The following is a 19435-nucleotide window of genomic DNA, read 5'->3' as shown; positions in this document are numbered from 1 at the left end:
TCGGGCGGATAGACCTTCTGGATGCGAACCGTTCCGACGGCCCAGAGCAACCCGAGAGCCGAGAGCGCTTGGCGGAAGGGAGCACTGATGCCGTAGCCCGCATCGGCCAGAACCGCCCCGAAGCTCACGCCCGCTTGCATGATCCGCTCAAGTTCGGCCAGCGCGATCTCGGGCTTGGAGCGCTCTGTCCAGAATGCCTCGGGCACACCCGCGTGCTGCAGGCGTTTGGGATCGTGGATCCAGGTGTCGGGCAGGAACAGCCGCAACAGAATGGGGATCGGCACCTCATCTTTGGCCAAGGTGAGCGAGACCAGGGTCTGACAATTCGCTTTCTTGCCCAGAGCTCCGGCGTATTGCGGACCGACACCGACCGAATGAATGCCCTTCTTCGGCAGAGCGGTGTCATCGATCACCAAGACAGCCTCGGGGCCACCCACGAGCCGGTTCGCCTGGGCCAGGAGTTCGGCTTCGAGCGGTGCCTCGTCCCAGGGGCCGACCGCCACGAAGTGGTGCAGTTGATCGTAATCGGCGGGCGCGAGCCGCGCCGCAATGGGCTGCAGGCTCTTGCGCTCACCCGGACCGATCAGCCCGGCCACATAGAGCGGGCCCATGCGCCGGCGCGCCGGATGATGAAGATGGGCGAGGAAGGGTTCAAGCCAGGACTGGAGCCCGCGTTCCCAAGCGACTGAAGGGCTCATGGCTCGCCTCCAACTGAGATCCCTCAGCCAGAGAAGTCGGCAAAGCTCATCCAGCTCCTCAAACCTGCCAAAGTAGTGCTAGAGCATCGTGCGGAAAAGTGGACCCGGTATTCGCTAGCGCGGCCCTTCGGGTCGCTGACGCGGACCTCCGGTTCCGCATCAACGATGCGCTCGTCAATGGGAGAGAGCATCGGATTGACCCCAAAAGTGGATTCCACTCTTGGGTCCGATGCTTTAGAAACCAGTTCATCTTTCTTCCTCGTCTTTCGGATCCACTCAGATCTGCGATAATGTTGTCAGTGAGCGTCGCAGCAGATGGGCCTCATTGTTTGCGAACAGGTGTTCCGTGCGAGAATGAAACCGGCCCCAAATGGGGATGGCAGCGGCCAACAGGTCTTTGCCGGTCGGCGTCAGCGTGAGCGTACGGCCGCGGCTGTCGTCCGGATTGACCGTAACCGCGACAAGTCCGCGTTGCGTCAACGGCTTGAGGATTGCGGTAATCGTTGTGCGATCTCTGCCGAGACGTTCGGCGACCGCAGCAATCCGCCCTGCGGGTGTCCGCCTGATCAAGACGAGGAGCTCAAACTGTCCGTTGGTCAGGTTGAGCGGTCGTAACGCTTCGTCGAAGCGTCGCGCGGCCACGCGGGCGGCGCGCTGCAGATGCAGGCCAAGGCAGTGATCGAGAATGTGGCGGGTTGTCTCGAGCGGAACGTCGTCGTGCACCTGAAATACTTGTCATCGTTCAGAGCCCATGGCTCAGATCTGCGCTATTCAGCTGCCGCAGCAACGACGGGAAGCCTTTGCGGCTCAGTGCCTTGCATTGCCTCATGTTCCTCATTGACGACCTCAGGCTTGATCCGGAACCACGCCGCATAGAGCGCAGGGAGGAAGAGCAGGATCAGCGCCGTGCCGACCGCAGTGCCGCCGATCAGCGTATAGGCCATCGATCCCCAGAAGACGGAGCTCGTGAGAGGGATGAAGGCCAGCACAGCAGCAAGTGCGGTCAGGATCACGGGCCTCGTGCGTTGCACCGTGGCCTCGATGACGGCGTGATAATCGCCGAGGCCGGCAGCGCGGTTCTCCTTGATCTGTTCGGTCAGGATCAGCGTATTGCGCATCAGGATGCCGGCCAGTCCGATCAGGCCCAGAATGGCGTTGAATCCGAAGGGCTGGTTGAAGGTGAGCAACATAGGCACGACGCCGACGAGGCCAAGCGGTGCCGTCAACAGCACCATGGCCATTGTCGAGAAGGATCGCACCTGCAGCATGATGACGATCAGCGTGACGGCGATCATGGCCGGGAAGACTTTACCCAACGCGGCGTTGGCCTTGGCCGCCTCCTCGATCGATCCACCCAATTCGATGCGATAGCCGACCGGAAGGGATGCGATCAGCGGCTGAAGGGCCGTCATGATCTGCTTGGAAACCTCTGGAGGCTGGGTCGCCTCATTGATGTCCGAGCGGATCGTGATGACGGGCGTGCGATCGCGGCGCTTCAGGATCGGCTCTTCCAGACGGACTTCCGAATGGCCGATCTGGTCGAGCGGAATCTGGCGGCCGTCCCGGCTCATCAGTGAGAAATCCGCCAGACGCGTCGGATCCAGCCGCTCGCCGCCGGCGCTGCGTGCCACGATGGGGACATTGCGGATGTCCTCGCGGACCTGCGTAACGGCGATGCCGGTGAGGAGGAACTGGAGCTGCCGGCCCACCTCCGCCGGCGAGAGGCCGATGAGGTTCAGTCGATCCTGATCCGGAATGAAGCGCAGCACGGGCGTGCGGTTGCCCCAATCGCGGTTGGCCTGCCGCACGTCCGGGACGCCCCGCATCGTATCGAGGGCTTTTTCAGAGATCGCGTACAGTTGTGCGGGATCAGGTCCCATGACCCGGAACTCGACCGGGAACGGCGTGTAGGGTCCGAACACAAGCTGAGTGACGCGCACATAGGCCTCGGGTGCGAGCCCCTGTGACACCGCCTCTCGGAGCCGGCGCTTCAAAGCCTCGCGCGTCTCAGCGTCCGGTGTCAGCACGACGATCTTGGCGAAGGCAGGATCAGGCAGCTCCGGCGCCATCGCGAAGAAGAAGCGGGGAGCGCCCTGACCGACATAGCTCGTGACGATCTTGGCCTCGGGCTGGTCGTCCAGCCAGTGTTCGAGCTTCTCGACTGTGGCGGTCGTCGTCTCGATGCTGGTGCCTTCCGGCAGACGAACCTCCACCAGCACTTCGGGGCGGTCGGATGTCGGGAAGAACTGCTGTTTCACGGCACTCATGCCCACGCCAGAGAGCGCGAAGGCGATGCCGACGATGCCGCAGGTGACGAACTTGTGGCGCACGGCAAAGGTGATGAGCCGTCGCAGGCGCCGATAGTTCGGCGTGTCGTAAATCGCGTGGTGACCGCCTTCGATCGGTTTGATCGCGGGCAGCATCTTGACGCCGAGATAGGGCGTGAAGACCACCGCCACGATCCAGGAGACGATGAGGGCGAACCCCACGACCCAGAAGATGTTGCCGGCATATTCGCCGGCCGTCGAGCGTGCGAAGCCCACCGGCAGGAATCCGGCGATCGTCACGAGTGTTCCGGACAGCATCGGCGCCGCCGTGTGGCTCCACGCATAGGCCGCCGCCTTGATGCGGTCCATGCCCTCTTCCATTTTAACCACCATCACCTCGATGGCGATGATCGCGTCGTCCACGAGAAGACCAAGCGCCAGGATGAGGGCGCCGAGCGTGATGCGGTCGAAGAACCGGCCGGTTTCGAGCATGATGAGGAACACGACGGCAAGCGTCAGAGGGACGGCGGCCGCCACAACGATGCCGACGCGCCAGCCGAGGCTGAGCAGGCTCACCAGCAGCACCACGCCGAGCGCCATCGCGAACTTCATCATGAATTCGTCAACCGCCGAGGTGATGTTGACGGCCTGGTCGGTCACCTTATCGAGCGTCATCCCGAGCGGCAGTGTTTGTGCGATGGCCGCCGTCCTGTCCTCCAGCGCCTTGCCGAGTGCGAGACCATCCCAGCCTTCCTGCATCACCGCCGCGAGCATGATGGTGGGCTCACCCTGACGTCGGATGAGGTAGGTGGGAGGATCCTCGTAGCCGCGGCGGACCTCGGCGATGTCGGAGAGCTTCAGCGTCCGCCCCGCAGCGACAATCGGCGTGTCGGCGATCGCCTGGACACTGTCATAAGCGCCGTCGACCCGGATGAAGACCCGCGGCCCCCGGGTGTCGATCGAACCTGCCGGTGTGACGGTGTTCTGCCGCTGCAAGGCGGCGACGATGTCCTGTGCCGATACGCCGAGGGTTGCCAGTTTGGCATAGGAGAATTCGACGAATATCTGTTCGGGGCGTTCACCGAGAATGTTGATCTTCTTGACACCGGGCACATGCAGGAGGTCCTGGCGGATCACCTCGGCCTGCCGAACCAGCTCACGCATCGGCATGCCCTTCGCCTTGAGGGCGTAAAGGGCGAAGCTCACGTCCGAATATTCGTCATTGACGAAGGGGCCGAAGACGCCGGACGGCAGGTTGCGCGCTTCGTCCCCGAGTTTCTTACGGGCCTGGTAGAACTCCTCCTGTACGACAGATGGCGGTGTGCTGTCCTTCAGCGTAACCGTCATATACGCATAGCCTGGCCGTGTGGTCGTCTCCACCCGGTCGTACCAGGTCAGTTCCTGAAGCCGCTTCTCCAACGGTTCGGCGACGAGGTCCTGCATCTCGCGCGCGGTCGCGCCCGGCCATGCCGTCGTGACCGTCAGGGTCTTGATGGTGAAGGAGGGGTCCTCCGCCCGTCCAAGCATGACGAAGGCGTAGGCGCCGGCGGCCACCAGTAGGAGGATGAAGAACAGGGTGACGGCCCGTTCGCGAACGGCGAGAGCGGAAAGATTGAGGCTCATCAGTTGCTCCTGCTTTCAAACGCAGTCCTGACGCGAGCGCCCTCCTGCAGGAGATGAGCGCCGAGCGAAACAATCGGATCACCAGAGCTCAGTCCGGAGATCACGGCGGTTTCGCCGCTCACCCGAACAAGCTTGACGGGCTGAAAGCGTACGGTCGAGGTGGCGCTGTCCAAGACCCAAACGCCGGTCTTCCGGCCGTCGTCGAGCACGGCTCCCAGCGGCACCTGGACTTCCGGCTGGCCCGCCTGGCTGGCCAGCCGAATGGTTACCGTCGCGCCAAGCGGTGCTGCCGCGGCCTCACCGTCGAGCACATAGCGGGCCTCATAGGTACGGGTCTGGGCATCGGCGGCGTCCGATAACTGCCGGAGATGTGCCGTATAGCGATGTCCATCGCTTCCATACACGCTGGCCTCGGCCACCGAGCCGATCGCCGGCCGGATCGTTTCGGGAAGCGCGACCACTGCTTCACGGGGGCCGGCCTGGGCAAGCCGAACCACGGTCTGGCCGGCGGAGACGACCTGTCCCGGCTCGCCAAGCGTTTCAATGACCGTTCCATCCGCATCCGCCACCAGGACCGAGTAGGTCGCCTCGTTCTCGGCGACGCGTGCTTCGGCTTCAGCGGCGGCGAGTTGCGCCTCGGCTGTATCCGACGCGGCTTTCGCTTGCTCATAGCGCTGTCGGGAAGCCCATCCGTTGCTGACTAAGTTGGCGTATCGCCGCTCATCCGCATCCGTCTGAACGACGGATGCACGCGCTGCGGCAACGGCGTTGCGCTTCGCCGTGAGCGCAAGGCGAAGGTCGGTTTCGTCGATCCGCATCAGCGGCTGACCGGCTTTGACCTGCTGACCGACATTCACAAGCCGTTCCACGATCTTGCCGGCGACGCGAAAACCGAGGTTGCTCTGCACCCTTGCCCCTATGATGCCCGTGAAGCTGCGTTCGGATCCGGTCACCCGCGCCGCCGTCACCAATCTGACGATCGGTGGTTCCTGCCTCGGGTCGCTCACGGCAGAGGCTTCCTGCGGGCGAAAGGAAAGAGTGAGGACTGCGGCCATCCCCAACCCAGCGGTTAGGACGCCTGCCAGCAAAATTGCGGGTCTCTTCTTCATGCCCGTCGCCTCGATAAAATTAGATTGCGTTCACACTCTATATCGGATATAGATTACGAATGCAATCTAAAAAAGAGGAGATCGACGATGCGCGTGAGTCGCGTTCAGGCTGAGAAAAACCGGCAAACCGTGATCGATGTTGCCAGCCGCCTCTTTCGGGAACACGGCTTTGACGGCATCGGCCTCAAGGACCTGATGGAGAGTGCCGGGCTGACTCAAGGCGCGTTTTACAAGCAGTTCGCATCCAAGGACGACCTGGCGGCGCAGGCGTCCAGACGGGCGTTGGAGAGTGCCTCCCGCCGGTGGTCCGCTGCCGCCGAGGCTAATCCGCAGGACCCGCTTGGCGCCGTGGTCGGGTTCTATCTCAGCACGGGGCATCGCGCGGAGAGGATGGACGGCTGCCCGGTGGTCGCGCTCGGCTCGGATGCCGCGAGGCAGGGCGCCGACGTGAAGGCGTCATTTGAAGCCGGGGTCCGGGAGTACCTCAAGATGCTCGGCAGCTGGGTTGGTGAGCCGGGCGGCGAGGAGCCCAGCGGCAAGGCCATGGCCATTCTCTCGACGATGGTCGGTGCGGTGCTCCTCTCTCGCGCCGTCAACGACGAGCAGTTGTCGAAGCGGTTCCTGCAGGCGGCCGCCGAGAGCGTGCTGACGGAGTCGTCTGCCGGCGATGCCCAACGAGGATCGCTCCAATGACGATGGATTCTCCAACCGAGGCGCGCAACGCAACGGCTCCTATCGCGGAGTTGGCGCGATGCTCCGGGCTTGAGCTCGTTGCGAGGCTGGCAGACGGGAGCATCCGCCGCCCATCGATGGCGGAAACGCTCCCTTTCACCCTGCTCCCCCCGGAGGAAGGCAAGGTCGGGCTCCTGGCCACCCCCGAGCCGCGCTTTTGCAATCTGACGAATACCGTCCACGGCGGCTGGATCATGACGATGCTCGATACCGCCATGTCGCTTGCCGCCCAGACTACTCTTTCGCCTGGCGAAACCTGTCCGTCGCACGAAACCACCGCCAAATTTGTCCGCCCGATATTCAGCGATTCCGGCGTAATGCACGTCATCGGCCATGTGGTTTCGCGCGGCCGGACCGTCATCACGCTGGAGGGCAGGATCGAGGACGCCGAAGGCAGGCTCCATGCTCATGGCACGTCGACATGCCTGGTCGTGAGCAGGAAGTCGTGATGTCCGCGCTTTTGATCACGAAACCCGCGCCCTCCGAGCGCCGTCTGACCGGGGGAATCCTGTTCCTGCTCGCCGGGCTGGCCGCGCTCGGCGCACTTGCCACCAACATCGTCCTTCCTGCCTTTCCACGGATTGGCGCCAGCCTCGGCGTTTCTTCCCAGGAACTCGGCCTGACGTTGAGCAGCTTCTTCGTTGCCTTCGCGTTCGGACAGCTTCTGGCCGGACCGCTCTCCGACCGCTTCGGCCGCAAATGGCTGGTGCTGGGGGGCCTTGCAGTCTTTGCCGCGGGCAGTGGCCTTTGTGCCTTCGCCGACACCTTGTCCTTCCTGGTCCTCGGCCGCGTCATCCAGGCGCTCGGGGCTTGCGCCGCCTCGGTCCTGTCGCGTGCCATCGCACGTGACCTGTTCGACGGTGAGGCGCTCGCGCGGGCTCTGGCGCTGACCATGATCGCCGGGGCGGCTGCACCGGGCTTTTCGCCTCTGCTCGGAAGCGCACTTGACAGCCTGTTTGGCTGGCGGATCACCTTCCTCGTCGTTGCGGCATTTGGCGTGCTGCTCGCGCTGCATTATTCGACGAGCGTCGGCGAAACTCATCTGGTCGACCGCAGGTCGTCCCTGGCGGCTTCGGCCGCGACATCAGCCTATGGCCGCCTGGCCGTCGATTCGCGCTTTCTCCTTCCCGCCGTTTCAGTGAGCCTTGTCATCGGCGGGCTCTACACCTTCTTCGCGGCGGCGCCCGCCATCCTGATGAGTGAGCTGGGCCTTACTGCCTTTCAGCTCGGATTGTCCTTCGCGACGACGGTTCTGATCGTCTTCGTGGCTGGGTTTCTCGCGCCGCGCCTGGCTCACCGCTGGGGCCAGCGCACCATTGGCATGATCGGCCTCGTCATCGCGCTGGCTGGCAGCCTCTTTCTGTTCGCATTCGCCGCCGCGCCGGCCTTCATCCCCTTCACCACGGCCATCGCGCTGTATCTGCTCGGCATGGGATTGATCAATCCGCTCGGCACCGCGATCGCGCTGCATCCGTTTGGAAGGCAGGCCGGGCTGGCATCCGCGCTGCTCGGTTTCCTGCAGATGGGCTGCGCGGCCATCGGCGCGTCGTTCGCAAGCATTCTGCCTCTTCAGCCGTCTGCTTCCCTTGCTGTCATCCTGACGACGGGTTCGGCGCTTGCCCTTCTGGTCTTTCTCCCTGTCGCAAAGCGTCAGCCCAAAACGGAGGTGCAAGCATGAAACACGTTCAGCGCGACGCTCTGTATCGCAGGAGAAGCAAGCGGCGGTCGCGAGCGCGTGTCCGCACAGGATTGAGCCACGGCTGGGCAGCGCTGCCCACGGACCCAGATCGAGAGGAAGAGTGATGCGACGGGTTGTTGTAACAGGGATGGGCGCGGTCACGCCCCTTGCCGCAGATGTCGAAACGTCCTGGTCGCGTCTCCTGGCCGGTCGCTCGGGCATCCGGAGGCTTCCGGACGATATGGTGGGAGACCTGCCGGCGAAGATTGGCGGCGTAGTTCCCTCCTTGGAAGAAGACCCCGACGCCGGCTTCGATCCGAATACCGTCTTTGCGCCGAAGGACCAGCGCAAGGTAGACCGGTTCATCCTCTTCGGGCTCGCCGCTGCACAAGAGGCACTCGCTCAAGCGAAGTGGACACCCGTCTCGGAAGCGGATCGCTTGCGCACAGCCACGATCATCGCTTCGGGCATCGGCGGGTTCCCCGCCATCACCGAGGCGGTGCGCACGGTCGACCAGCGCGGCGTCCGCCGTCTGTCGCCTTTCACGGTGCCATCCTTCCTCGTGAACCTCGCGGCGGGCCACATCTCGATCCGCTACGGCTTCAAGGGGCCACTCGGCGCACCGGTGACCGCGTGCGCGGCCGGCATCCAGGCGATCGGCGATGCCGCTCGTCTTATCCGCGCAAGCGAAGCCGATATCGCCGTCTGCGGTGGAACGGAAGCATGCATGAACATCGTCAGTCTCGGTGGTTTCGCCGCAGCACGCTCTCTTTCCACCGGCTTCAATGAGACGCCGGCTCAAGCCTCGCGCCCCTTCGACGTGTCGCGGGATGGCTTCGTCATGGGCGAAGGGGCCGGCATCCTGGTCATTGAGGAATTGAACCACGCGCTTGCGCGCGGTGCGAAACCGCTCGCTGAGTTCGTCGGCTACGGCACGACGGCGGACGCTCATCACGTCACCTCCGGTCCCGAGGACGGCGATGGTGCGCGCAGAGCCATGGAGATCGCGATTGCCCAAGCCGGCATTTCTGCGCGTGAGATTCGCCACCTCAATGCGCACGCGACCTCCACGCCAGTCGGCGATCTGGGGGAAATCCAAGCGATCAGAAGGGTCTTCGGCACCGATTCCACCCTAGCCGTCAGCGCAACGAAGTCGGCAACTGGACACTTGCTCGGAGCCGCCGGCGGGCTTGGAGCCATCTTCGCAATCCTGGCGCTCAGGGATCAGGTGGCGCCGCCGACACTCAATTTGGGCGCTCCCGATCCAGCCGGCGACGGGATCGACTTCGTCGCAATCCAGGCCCGGCCATTGGAGATGGACTACGCGATCTCCAACGGCTTCGGCTTCGGAGGCGTCAATGCCAGCGCGCTATTCCGACGCTGGACGGACGAGCTGGCCGGCGCGAGCGCCGGAGGGTCCCAACATTGAAGCCTTGCCTCCAACCGTTCCTGTTGTCCCAAGCCACTGGAGCTGCGGCTGACGAACAGGTCAGGGACGACGAGGCAAGCGATCCATCGCACTCCCGATAAGAAAGATGTGAATTCCATGAACAAGACCAATCTCGGCGTCGCCCTGGTGACGGGGGCATCCACCGGCATCGGGCACGCCACGGCGAAAGCCCTGCAGGATGCGGGCTTTCGCGTGTTCGGAACCAGCCGTCGCGCGGCCGCCGAACGATCCGACAGCGTAACCATGCTGTCCTGCGACGTGACCGATGACGCGTCCGTGGCGAAACTGGTCGATGAGGTGCTGGCCAAGGCCGGGCGCATCGACCTGCTTGTCAATAATGCCGGAATTGGCCTGCTCGGCGGCGCGGAGGAGTCCTCGATTGCCCAGGCCCAGGCGCTGTTCGACGTGAATGTCTTCGGCGTTCTGCGCGTGACTAACGCGGTGTTGCCGACAATGCGACGTCAAGGGATGGGCAGAATCGTTAATTTGAGTTCGGTGCTGGGTTTAATCCCAGCTCCCTATTCCGCACTTTATTCGTCGACCAAACATGCCATTGAAGGCTATTCCGAATCGCTTGACCATGAACTGCGCCCGTTCGGGATTCGCGTTGTGTTGGTTGAGCCTGCATATACCCGTACGTCATTTGAAGAAAATCTCGCCAAGCCGGATCAGTTGCTTGATATCTATGATTCCGCGCGCGCCGGCATGAATGGGATCCTGCGGAAAGCGATGGCAACAGGCGATGCGCCCGAAGTTGTAGCCAGGACGGTCTTGAAAGCAGCCACCGATACCGTCCCGAGGAGGCGCTACACCGCTGGAAAAATGGCGCGCCAAGTCAGTATCCTGCGCCGTTTCGTCCCCGCATCCGCCTTCGACAAAAGCCTGCGAAAGCAGAACGGGCTGCCGGTCTGACGTCGATATCAACGACATCCTGTTTCGCTCGATGCGGCAGGAGTTGTGAGCGCATCTCAGGAGGTGATACTTTTGGTGTTGCGCGAGGAAGGCGCGCATCTCCCAAGCGCCCGCATCCGCGACTGAGGCGGGCGCTCTTCCACATTCACGAAAGGACATCCCATCAAGATCGGGATCATCGGCGCTGGAAACATCGGCGCCACGTTGGCGCGAAAGCTTGCCGCCAGCGGCCATGAGGTCAAACTCGCGAACTCGAAAGGACCGGACTCCCTTCGCGGCCTCGCTCATGACCTCGGCGCCGTCGCCGTCAGCAAGGAGCAGGCGGTCAAGGACGTCGATGTCGTCGTTCTGTCGATTCCGTTCGCGAGGTACCCTGATCTGGCCGGTCTTTTTAAGCGATGTCCCGGCCAAGGTCGTGGTGATCGACACCTCGAACTACTATCCCTTCCGCGACGGCGCGATCACCGAGGTCGATAACGGCAAGCCCGAAAGCGTCTGGGTCAGCGAACAGATTGGCCGACCGATCACCAAGGCGTGGAACGCGGTGCTGGCCGACACCCTGTCCGACAGGGGAAAGCCGGCAGGCACGCCTGGACGCATCGCCATCCCGGTCGCCGGCGACGACGCAAACGCAAAGGCAACGGCGTTCCGGCTGGTGGACGCCACGGGGTTCGACGCGCGGGATGCGGGCACGCTCGCCGAGTCCTGGCGTCAGCAGCCCGGCACCCCGGGCTACTGCACGGAACTCACACTGAACGAATTGAAAGCCGCTCTGGTGGCCGCCGACAGGCGGCGCGCTCCGGAGAACCGCGAGGCGCTGGTCAAGGCATTCACAGCAGTGGGCGCCAAGTTCACCCATGACGAGATTGTCGCCCGAAATCGCGCCGTCACTGCGTGATGGCCAAGTTGCTCACCTCTGACAGGACGAAAGATGTATTGGTTTTGTCGGCTCGGGCTCAATAGCCCGACGCCGACGCGCGAGTTCAGCGTGGTGGACACAGCGCTCTCGTGGCGAATTCACGCGGCCTGGAAACGATCGCGACCGGGAAGCGGGATCATGCGGTGGGTATGTATGTCCGCACTGGGTCAGACACAGCCATTCAGCGCGGCCGTGACAAGGTCCGCTCTTCACGCCTGACCTGCCCTCCCCTCTCCTGCTGCCGTAAATGCCCATTGGACAGCCAATAGTTTCGCGCCCTTGCTCTGATCGTGACAGCAGAAGCGCCGTGCGGGTCTCTGCGGCCCCAACTCGGGTTTAGGCGGGCAATCCAGAATGGTTAGGAGTACCGCCGGACTACTTGGTGACCAGCAGCATCGGCGGCAGCGGATTTGGTCGTTAGCCTTCCTTGAAAACAGAACTTCAGTGGATGGGTACTATTGGCTCTCGCGCACGCGTGCTGTTGGCGCTGATTGTCAGGATACACCTGCTGGAGGCTATCGGAAAACCACGGTCTTGTTCCCGTTCAGGAGCACACGGTGCTCGATATGGAATTTGACCGCACGCGACAAGGCGAGACTCTCCACATCACGACCAATGGCGGTCAGGTCGTCCGGCGAGTGCTCACGGCTCACGCGCTGCACCTCCTGCTCGATAATCGGACCTTCATCCAGCTCAGGAGTCACGTAGTGAGCGGTCGCACCAATGAGCTTGACTCCACGGGTATAGGCTTGGGTGTAGGGAGCAGCACCCTTGAAGCTCGGGAGGAATGAGTGGTGGATATTGATCGCCCGGCCCGACAGGTATTGGCACATCTCGTCGGACAGCACCTGCATATAGCGGGCCAGCACGACCAGGTCCGCGCTGGTGGCCTCGATGATGTCACGCAACTGCGCTTCCTGCTGCGCCTTCGTCTCTTTCGTTACAGGCAGATAGTGAAATGGGATGTTGCGGCTCGTTCCGAGATCCTCAAAGTCCCGGTGATTGGAGACGATACCAACCACGTCCATGTTCAAGGCGCCGATGCGCTGGCGGTAGAGAAGATCGTTGAGGCAATGCCCGAAGCGCGACACCATGAGCAGTACCTTCGCCCGGGTGCTTGTCTCGTGCAGGCTCCAGTCCATCCGGTAGCGCTCGGCGATCGGCTTGAAGAGTCCCTCGAGCGCCGAGCGCTCCGTCCGCGGATCGATTGGCGTGAAGGCGACGCGCATGAAGAAGCGCTCCGTCTCGCGATCGCCGAACTGCGAACTCGTCACGATGTTGCAGCCATTATGAACCAGAAAACTCGATATAGCCTGGATTATGCCAATCGTGTCGTAGCACGAGAATTTCAGAACATAGCGTGGATCTTCGAGCTTCATGATCTGCTGTCTCGGTCCAATGTTAGGCTTTCGATGTTGATCAGGCCTTGAGACGGCGGAGGTTTGCCCCGCCGCTCTCCAGGCCTGTCGTGCCCGATGGCGTCCGTCACCTGTAGATCGGGAATTGGCCGCAGAGCGCCTTGACCTCCCGACGGACCTGCCTCTCCGTTGCCTCGTTGGCCGTCTCGCCATTCTGAGCGAGTCCAATCAGCACCTGGGCAATCCAATCGCCGACCTGCTCGAATTCCTTAGTGCCAAACCCGCGAGAGGTGGCGGCCGGCGTACCAAGACGGATACCCGACGTCACGGCCGGCTTCTCGGGATCGAACGGAATGCCATTCTTGTTGCAGGTAAGCCCGGCCCGCTCAAGGGCAGCTTCGGCGGCTTTGCCGGTCACCCCGATAGGGCGCAGATCGACCAGGACGACATGGCTGTCCGTGCCACCGGATACGATAGCGGCGCCGCGCTCGACCAAGCAGGTAGCCAGCGCGCGGGCATTCTCCACTACGGCGGTAGCATAGGCTTTGAATTCAGGTTGCAGTGCCTCGCCAAAGGCTACTGCCTTGGCGGCAATTACATGCATTAGCGGACCGCCCTGCATGCCGGGGAACACCGCGGAGTTGATCTTTTTGGCGATGGCCTCATCGTTGGTGAGGATCATTCCGCCGCGTGGACCACGGAGGGTCTTGTGCGTTGTAGTTGAGACCACGTGGGCATGCGGAAACGGGGATGGATAGACGCCTGCGGCCACGAGCCCGGCGAAGTGAGCCATGTCCACGAACAAATAGGCACCGACTGCATCTGCAATCGAGCGGAAGCGTGCGAAGTCGATGATACGGGGATAGCTGGAGCCGCCAGCAATGATTATCTTGGGCTGATGCTCCTGCGCTAATCTTTCGACCTCGTCATAGTCGATCTGCGCGTCATCTCGGCGAACGCCGTAGCCTACGGCCTTGAACCACTTGCCCGACATGGTCGGCGGGGCTCCATGGGTCAGGTGGCCGCCGGCGGACAGTGCCATACCCAGGATTGTGTCGCCGGGCTGCAGCAGGGCCATAAACACGGCGCCATTTGCTTGAGCGCCCGAGTGCGGCTGCACATTGGCAAAGCTGCATCCAAACAGCTTGCAGGCGCGATCGATCGCAAGTGCCTCCACTGTATCGGAGTGCTCACAGCCGCCGTAGTAGCGCCGGCCTGGATAGCCTTCGGCGTACTTGTTGGTGAAGACCGAGCCCTGAGCTGCGAGGACTGCTTCCGACACAATGTTTTCGGATGCGATCAGCTCGATCTGATCCTGCTGCCGTTGCAGCTCAGCGCGTATCGCGTCAAAGACCTCCCTGTCATACTGCCCTACGCCCGGCAGGTCGCTGTTCACGAGAGGCGTCGCGAGTGGATGCGTAAACATATCTGATCTCCCTTAACATTCGGCAACATTGACAGCGAGCCCGCCTAACGACGTCTCCTTGTACTTCGACTGCATGTCCAAACCGGTCTGACGCATCGTCTCGATCACTTCATCGAGGGATACGCGATGTGTTCCGTCTCCGCGCAGCGCGAGTGACGCAGCTGCGATGGCCTTGTTTGCGCCAAATGCGTTTCGCTCGATGCAGGGGATCTGCACCAGTCCACCGATGGGATCGCAGGTCATGCCAAGATGGTGCTCGATGGCAATCTCCGCGGCGTTTTCGATTTGGGCTGGCGTGGCGCCCAGCACTGCCGCCAAGCCGGCGGCGGCCATCGAGGCGGCAGATCCCACCTCGCCTTGGCAGCCGACCTCGGCGCCTGAGATCGAGGCATTGCGCTTGATCAGGCTGCCAATTGCGGCGGCGGTCAGCAGGAACGTGTGACTGCCTTCCGGCGTGTACTCGGAGCAGAAATCGCGGTAGTAGCGCAGGACCGCCGGGACGATGCCAGCGGCACCGTTCGTGGGGGCCGTGACCACGCGGCCGCCGGAGGCATTCTCCTCGTTGACAGCGATGGCGTAGGTGCTGATCCAGTCCATCACCTCGTGCGAGGTGCGCTGGTTCTTGTTGCGCCTTTCCTGCAGTTCGTCGTAGAGGCCTTTCGCCCGGCGCTTGACCCGAAGGCCGCCGGGCAATTCGCCCTCCATGCGCAATCCCCTATCAATGCAAGCGAACATGGCGTCGCGGATGGCATCCAGGCGCTGATCGATCTCCTCGCGGAACCTTGCGGCCAGCTCGTTGGCGAGTTGAACCTCGGCGATTGTCAGGTTCTCTTTCGTGCAGATGTGCAGAAGCTCTTCGGCCGTGCAGAACGGGTAAGGCACGGGCGTGACCTTGCCGTCCGCAGGCTCGCCCTCGAGCACGACGAACCCGCCGCCGATTGAGTAATAGATCTTCTCGGAGATGACGGAGCCATCCGCGTCGAGGGCCGAAAAACGCATGCCATTGGAATGACCTGGCAACACGTCCTTCATGTTGAAGATAATGTCCCGGGCCGGATTGAACTCAGCCAGGACGTTGTTACCAGCCGGAACCTGCTTGATCTCTTGAACATGATGGACGAGATCCGCGACCCCGTTCGGATCAACTGTGTCCGGGGCCTCACCGAGAAGGCCAAGGCAAATCGCCGTATCCGTTCCGTGCCCGCGGCCAGTCCAGGCCAGCGATCCGTAAATCTCGGCCTCGATCCGCCTCGGAACGAGACCATCACGCTCCAGCGCATCGATGAAGCGCTTCGCGGCCACCATGGGGCCTACCGTATGCGAGCTTGATGGCCCGATGCCGATCTTGAACAGTTCAAAAGCACTGGTCACGGGAGCCTCGCGTCTCGATCAGGCGATGGAAGGTTCGAACTCACGGGCCGCTTCGATCAGGTAGTCGTGCACGTAGGTCGAGAACGATCTCCAGCACTCCACCTGGTAGGTCGGCGTATCATCGAGCCTCATGAGCACGATCTCGGCCTTGCCCATCAGCGTGCGGGTCGCCATGCCTGCTGGAAATGCGGCCTCGGCGAGATCCAACGGGCAGCCACTGTTGAGCACGTCGGCCGCGCGACGACCGGAAACTATGAAGCCAACATTGCGATGGCTGACATCCACGAGGGTGTAGAAGCGGCCGCCGAGTGCCGCGTCGATCTGGCCCGCGATGACTTCCGCATCGCGGTAGGGTCCGGTCAGGAGCCACTCGTTGGGTCCGAGGCGGATCGAGGACCGCTCGGCCAAACCCAAGCGGGTGTTGATCGGAATATCGAGGGTGAACCCCGCGGCAGTCTCGGCGCCTTCCAGATCGGCCTCATTCAGCCGAAGCGAAAAGCGAGCCTGGGTCGGAAGAGGTCGGATCAGGACCTGCGCCGTTGTGTCAGGTCTCGCGACAGGTTGCTCGATCAGCAGCGACAGATCGCGGCGGGCGGCATGGCTGGTCTTAAGCATTGACGCGTTCCCCTGCAGGATCAAAGAACACCGGCTCACAGACCCTCGCGGTCGTAAAGCCCATCGGTGTCGTGACATAGACGCGGTTGCCCATGCGTAAGCGTCCCCCGGCCAGCAACGCAAGCGCGATGGAGCGATCACAATTCGAGCTCCAATAGCTGGAGGTCACGTGTCCCACCATCCGCATCGGAATCGCCTGGTTAGGGTCCATCACGATCTGAGCGCCCTCTTCGAGCACCTCGTTCGGGTTATCCGTCACCAGCCCAACCAGCTGCTTGCGACCTGCGCCCACAATGTCAGGACGCGAGAGCGAGCGCTTGCCCACGAAGTCGGGCTTGGTCTTGGCAATGAGACCCGACAGGCCGAGATCGTCCGGCGTCACGGTTCCGTCCGTTTCCTGGCCGACGATGATAAAGCCTTTTTCGGCTCGCAGTACATGCATGGTCTCGGTGCCGTAGGGCGTGATGCCATAGGGTTTGCCGCGTTCGAAAATCGCCTCCCATACGGATTGCCCATAATCAGAAGGGACGTTGATCTCGAAGCCGAGTTCGCCTGTGAACGACACGCGGAAAAGGCGGCAGGGAATGCCGCAGATGAAGCCAGTTCGCACGGACATATGCGGGAACGCCTCGGGCGACAGGTCAATGTCCGTCACCAGCGGCTCGATCACCTCCCGAGCCTTCGGGCCTTGGAGTGCGATGACTGCATATTGCTCGGTGATCGAGGTCAGGAACACCTTGAGGTCTGGCCACTCGGTCTGGAGGTAGTCCTCCATATGGGCGAGCACACGGGGCGCACCGCCAGTCGTCGTGGTCACGTGGAATCGGTCATGGGCAAGACGGGCAACGACGCCGTCATCCATGATGTAACCGTCTTCCTTCAGCATCAGGCCATAGCGGCACTTGCCCGGCTCGAGCTTCAACCACGCATTCGTATAGATGCGGTTCATGAACTCGGCTGCGTCCGGGCCCACGACTTCAATCTTGCCAAGCGTCGAGGCATCGAAGATGCCGACACTCGTACGTGCGGCCTTGCACTCGCGTGCCACGGCGGCATGCATATCCTCGCTCGCTTCCGGGAAGTACCAAGCGCGCTTCCACAGCCCGACATTCTCGAACTCCGCCCCATGGGCCGCCGCCCATTCATGGATCGGCGTGGTGCGGATCGGATCGAACAGGTGGTGACGGCTCGGACCGACAAAGGTGCCGAAAGTGGTCGGGGTATAGGGCAGCCGGAAGGTGGTCGTGCCGACGGCCGGGATCGGACGGTCGAGAATGCCCGCCACCAGGCCGAGCGCGTTCATGTTCGACGTCTTGCCCTGATCCGTCGCCATTCCGGTGGTGGTATAGCGCTTGACGTGCTCGATGGACTCGAAGCCCTCGCGCACCGCAAGCCTGATGTCCTTTGCCGTCACGTCGTTCTGGAAGTCGATGAAGGCACGCAGGCGTTTCGGATTGACGTCGGTCGGGAGTACCCGCACCGGCTTGAAGCCGACCGGGCTGTGGGTGGCATCAAAGGTCCGCTCGGACGCATGCTCCGCCGCTTCAGCACCGGCCATCCAGCCCTGCCTTAGACACTCGCCAAGCTGGTATGCCCCCTTGGCGGCGCCGGCCGAACGCTCAGCCTGCACTGAAGTGCCCGGCACGAAGGCGTCCAACGAGGGCTCGTAGAGGGCCTTGGCGCGTGATTGAGAGAACAGGTGGATAGCGGGTGTCCAGCCGCCGGACATGCCCACGCAGTCGCAGCGCAGCGTGCGGCGTGCGCCGACACGTCCATCCGCACTGACTGGAGCCACGATGAGGCCGGTAACGCGCTTGCGTCCCTGCGAGGCGACGACGGTATGGCCGGTCAGCACCTCGCAGCCCATAGACCGCAACTTAGCGACCTCCGGTCCACACTCCGCCTCACTGCGGAAATCGACCACCGAGACGGCGAGCCCCGCCACCTTGGCATCAGCTGCCGGTGTGTAAGCGGATGAGCCGCTGGTGGCGAACACGATCTGGCGCCCCGGCGCGACGCCGTAGCGATTGATAAAGGCACGGACGCTCTCCGCCAGCATGATGCCAGGACGATCATTGTCGGCGAAAACGAGCGGGCGCTCATGAGAGCCAGTCGCGAGGACAACCTGCTTGGCACGCACCTGCCAGAGCCGCTCGCGCGGGAGGTTCGACGATGGATCGGCTAAGTGATCCGTCACGCGTTCCGCCAGGGCAATATGGTTGTGATTGTAGTATCCGAAGGCCGTCGTGCGGGGCAGCACCACGACGTTTGCACGAGAATCCAGCGTATCGACCGCCTGCCGGACCCAATCCTGCGCCGGGATGCCGTCGATCAGCGAGGTCACGTCGTGCAGAAGGGAACCACCAAGTTCAACCTGCTCATCGATGATGATGACCCGCTTTCCGCTCTCGGAGGCCGCCAGAGCCGCAGCGAGACCAGCCGGCCCGGATCCGACGACGAGCACGTCGCAATGGGCATGGCGATACTGATAGCGATCCGGGTCCGGCACTGTCGGGGCGCGACCGAGACCGGCGGCAGCGCGGATGCGCGGCTCGTAGACCTTCGTCCAGAACGTGCGCGGCCACATGAATGTCTTGTAGTAGAACCCTGATACGATCACCGGCGAGAGGAGATCGTTCACCTCGCCGACGTCGAAGTCGAGCGATGGCCAGTGGTTCTGCGAGGCGACTGAGAGGCCGTTGAAGACCTCCACGACCGTAGCGCGGTTATTCGGGTCGGAGCGTCCCCGTCCACGATCCACATCCAACAGAGCATTTGGTTCGTCCGAGCCGTGGGTGACAATGCCGCGAGGCCGGTGATACTTGAACGAGCGAGCAACCAGATGGATGCCATTGGCGAGCAACGCGGAAGCAACGGTGTCGCCCGCATAGCCCTGCACGGTCTGCCCGTTGAAGCTGATTGAGACAGGCTTCGTTCGGTCGATGCGGCCACCTTTGGGGAGACGGTATGCCTGGGTCATCAGAGCCTCTCCTGCCCGGGTGCACGGTCGGGCCGCTTTTCACCCATTTTGTAAGTATCAATGAACTGGTCGCTGGCAGTGTCACGAAGGGCATTGAACCAGCGCTGGCAGCCATGGGCGTGATTCCAGCGTTCGGCGAAGACGCCCTTCGAGTTGGTGCGGACGAACAAAAATTCCGCCCATTCCTTGTCGCTGAGCTTTGAAGGCTCAACCGGGCGAGCAATGTGGGCCTCACCGCCGCAGCGGAACTCGATTTCCGGGCGGGGTCCACAGTAGGGGCAGGTCACGAGCAGCATG

General features: G+C 62.7%; 15 protein-coding genes and 1 pseudogene. 6 read left to right on the top strand and 10 right to left on the bottom strand.

Annotation, left to right across the window (positions count from 1 at the left end; all coding sequences use genetic code 11):
* The 4 genes from DC522_RS23835 to DC522_RS23820 all read right to left on the bottom strand — a co-directional run.
* Positions 1 to 698 (bottom strand): IS701 family transposase (locus DC522_RS23835; RefSeq protein ID WP_116531104.1); only part of this gene is annotated, 698 nt, incomplete at its 3' end.
* A gap of 276 nt (positions 699 to 974) precedes the next feature.
* Complete coding sequence (locus tag DC522_RS23830; protein WP_116531103.1) at positions 975 to 1421, bottom strand: MarR family winged helix-turn-helix transcriptional regulator; 447 nt, start codon at positions 1419 to 1421, stop codon at positions 975 to 977.
* Positions 1422 to 1465: 44 nt separating this feature from the next.
* Entirely contained in the window at positions 1466 to 4588 is a 3123-nt protein-coding gene (locus tag DC522_RS23825) for an efflux RND transporter permease subunit (RefSeq protein WP_116531102.1), read from the bottom strand.
* Entirely contained in the window at positions 4588 to 5697 is a 1110-nt protein-coding gene (locus DC522_RS23820) for an efflux RND transporter periplasmic adaptor subunit (protein ID WP_116531101.1), read from the bottom strand. Before DC522_RS23820 ends, DC522_RS23825 begins: the two co-directional genes overlap by 1 nt.
* An 87-nt stretch (positions 5698 to 5784) precedes the next feature.
* On the opposite strand from DC522_RS23820, the gene DC522_RS23815 reads away from it, so the two are divergent.
* From DC522_RS23815 to DC522_RS23790, 6 genes and pseudogenes are all read left to right on the top strand, one after another.
* Entirely contained in the window at positions 5785 to 6390 is a 606-nt protein-coding gene (locus tag DC522_RS23815) for a TetR/AcrR family transcriptional regulator (protein ID WP_116531100.1), read from the top strand.
* The gene (locus DC522_RS23810) at positions 6387 to 6878 is read left to right on the top strand and encodes a PaaI family thioesterase (RefSeq protein ID WP_245444455.1); all 492 of its coding nucleotides are present in this window, start codon (positions 6387 to 6389) and stop codon (positions 6876 to 6878) included. Before DC522_RS23815 ends, DC522_RS23810 begins: the two co-directional genes overlap by 4 nt.
* A complete protein-coding gene (locus DC522_RS23805) occupies positions 6878 to 8107 on the top strand; it encodes a multidrug effflux MFS transporter (RefSeq protein WP_116531099.1) in 1230 nt (409 codons plus the stop codon). Before DC522_RS23810 ends, DC522_RS23805 begins: the two co-directional genes overlap by 1 nt.
* 124 nt (positions 8108 to 8231) lie before the next feature.
* On the top strand, positions 8232 to 9536 hold the full coding sequence (fabF, locus tag DC522_RS23800; protein WP_116531098.1) for a beta-ketoacyl-ACP synthase II: 1305 nt from the start codon (positions 8232 to 8234) through the stop codon (positions 9534 to 9536).
* Between the two features lie 117 nt (positions 9537 to 9653).
* A complete protein-coding gene (locus DC522_RS23795; RefSeq protein ID WP_116531097.1) occupies positions 9654 to 10469 on the top strand; it encodes an oxidoreductase in 816 nt (271 codons plus the stop codon).
* A 162-nt stretch (positions 10470 to 10631) separates the two neighbouring features.
* A pseudogene (locus tag DC522_RS23790) lies at positions 10632 to 11367 on the top strand (NADPH-dependent F420 reductase).
* A gap of 536 nt (positions 11368 to 11903) precedes the next feature.
* On the opposite strand, the gene purU reads toward DC522_RS23790, so the two are convergent.
* From purU to DC522_RS23760, 6 genes are all read right to left on the bottom strand, one after another.
* Positions 11904 to 12767, bottom strand: a complete 864-nt coding sequence (gene purU, locus DC522_RS23785) for a formyltetrahydrofolate deformylase (RefSeq protein ID WP_116531096.1) — start codon at positions 12765 to 12767, stop codon at positions 11904 to 11906.
* Positions 12768 to 12873: 106 nt separating this feature from the next.
* Positions 12874 to 14172: a serine hydroxymethyltransferase gene (gene glyA / locus DC522_RS23780; RefSeq protein WP_116531095.1), complete on the bottom strand. Its 1299-nt coding sequence runs from the start codon at positions 14170 to 14172 to the stop codon at positions 12874 to 12876.
* A gap of 12 nt (positions 14173 to 14184) precedes the next feature.
* A complete protein-coding gene (locus DC522_RS23775) occupies positions 14185 to 15543 on the bottom strand; it encodes an L-serine ammonia-lyase (protein WP_116531094.1) in 1359 nt (452 codons plus the stop codon).
* A gap of 18 nt (positions 15544 to 15561) precedes the next feature.
* Positions 15562 to 16158: a sarcosine oxidase subunit gamma gene (locus DC522_RS23770; RefSeq protein WP_116531093.1), complete on the bottom strand. Its 597-nt coding sequence runs from the start codon at positions 16156 to 16158 to the stop codon at positions 15562 to 15564.
* A complete protein-coding gene (locus DC522_RS23765; RefSeq protein WP_116531092.1) occupies positions 16151 to 19138 on the bottom strand; it encodes a sarcosine oxidase subunit alpha in 2988 nt (995 codons plus the stop codon). The genes DC522_RS23770 and DC522_RS23765 overlap by 8 nt, the downstream gene beginning before the upstream one ends.
* A complete protein-coding gene (locus tag DC522_RS23760) occupies positions 19138 to 19434 on the bottom strand; it encodes a sarcosine oxidase subunit delta (RefSeq protein ID WP_116531091.1) in 297 nt (98 codons plus the stop codon). The genes DC522_RS23765 and DC522_RS23760 overlap by 1 nt, the downstream gene beginning before the upstream one ends.
* Position 19435 lies beyond the last annotated feature (1 nt).

It is taken from the genome of Microvirga sp. KLBC 81 (genome assembly GCF_003075415.1).
GTDB lineage: Bacteria > Pseudomonadota > Alphaproteobacteria > Rhizobiales > Beijerinckiaceae > Microvirga.
This window is presented reverse-complemented; position numbering and strand designations above follow the sequence as displayed.